This window comes from Cupriavidus sp. SIMBA_020 (genome assembly GCF_046535395.1).
Taxonomy (GTDB): domain Bacteria; phylum Pseudomonadota; class Gammaproteobacteria; order Burkholderiales; family Burkholderiaceae; genus Cupriavidus; species Cupriavidus campinensis.
This window is the reverse complement of record NZ_JAWRWU010000328.1, coordinates 1-296: the sequence shown is the minus strand read 5'-3', so window position 1 is coordinate 296 and position 296 is coordinate 1. Positions and strand designations below refer to the sequence as shown.

1 pseudogene is annotated in these 296 nt (G+C 65.9%); it reads right to left on the bottom strand.

The features are described from left to right. A pseudogene (locus tag SB751_RS29435) lies at window positions 1–263 on the bottom strand (amino acid ABC transporter substrate-binding protein); the annotation flags it as partial. Window positions 264–296: the final 33 nt, after the last annotated feature.

The window sequence follows — 296 nt, the reverse complement described above, 5'->3', positions numbered from 1 at the left end:
CGTTGCTGGGTCGACAGCGCGGTGCCCTTGAACTTGGTCGGGGCGCCGAACACGGCGGCGGCGACGGCGCGGCAGATGTCCACATCCATGCCTTCCCATTCGCCCTTGCTGTTGGTGGCCGAGAAGCCCGAAACGCCGTCGGTCAGGCCGCACTGCACGTAACCCTTCTTCTTGACCGCATCCAGCGTGGGGCCGGCCACCGCCGCCTGGGATGCGCACGCCAGGGCAAGCGCGCCGGCAGCAAACGAAATCAACCGCTTCATTATTGCTTCTCCTGAATTAGATGCCCCGCGCCG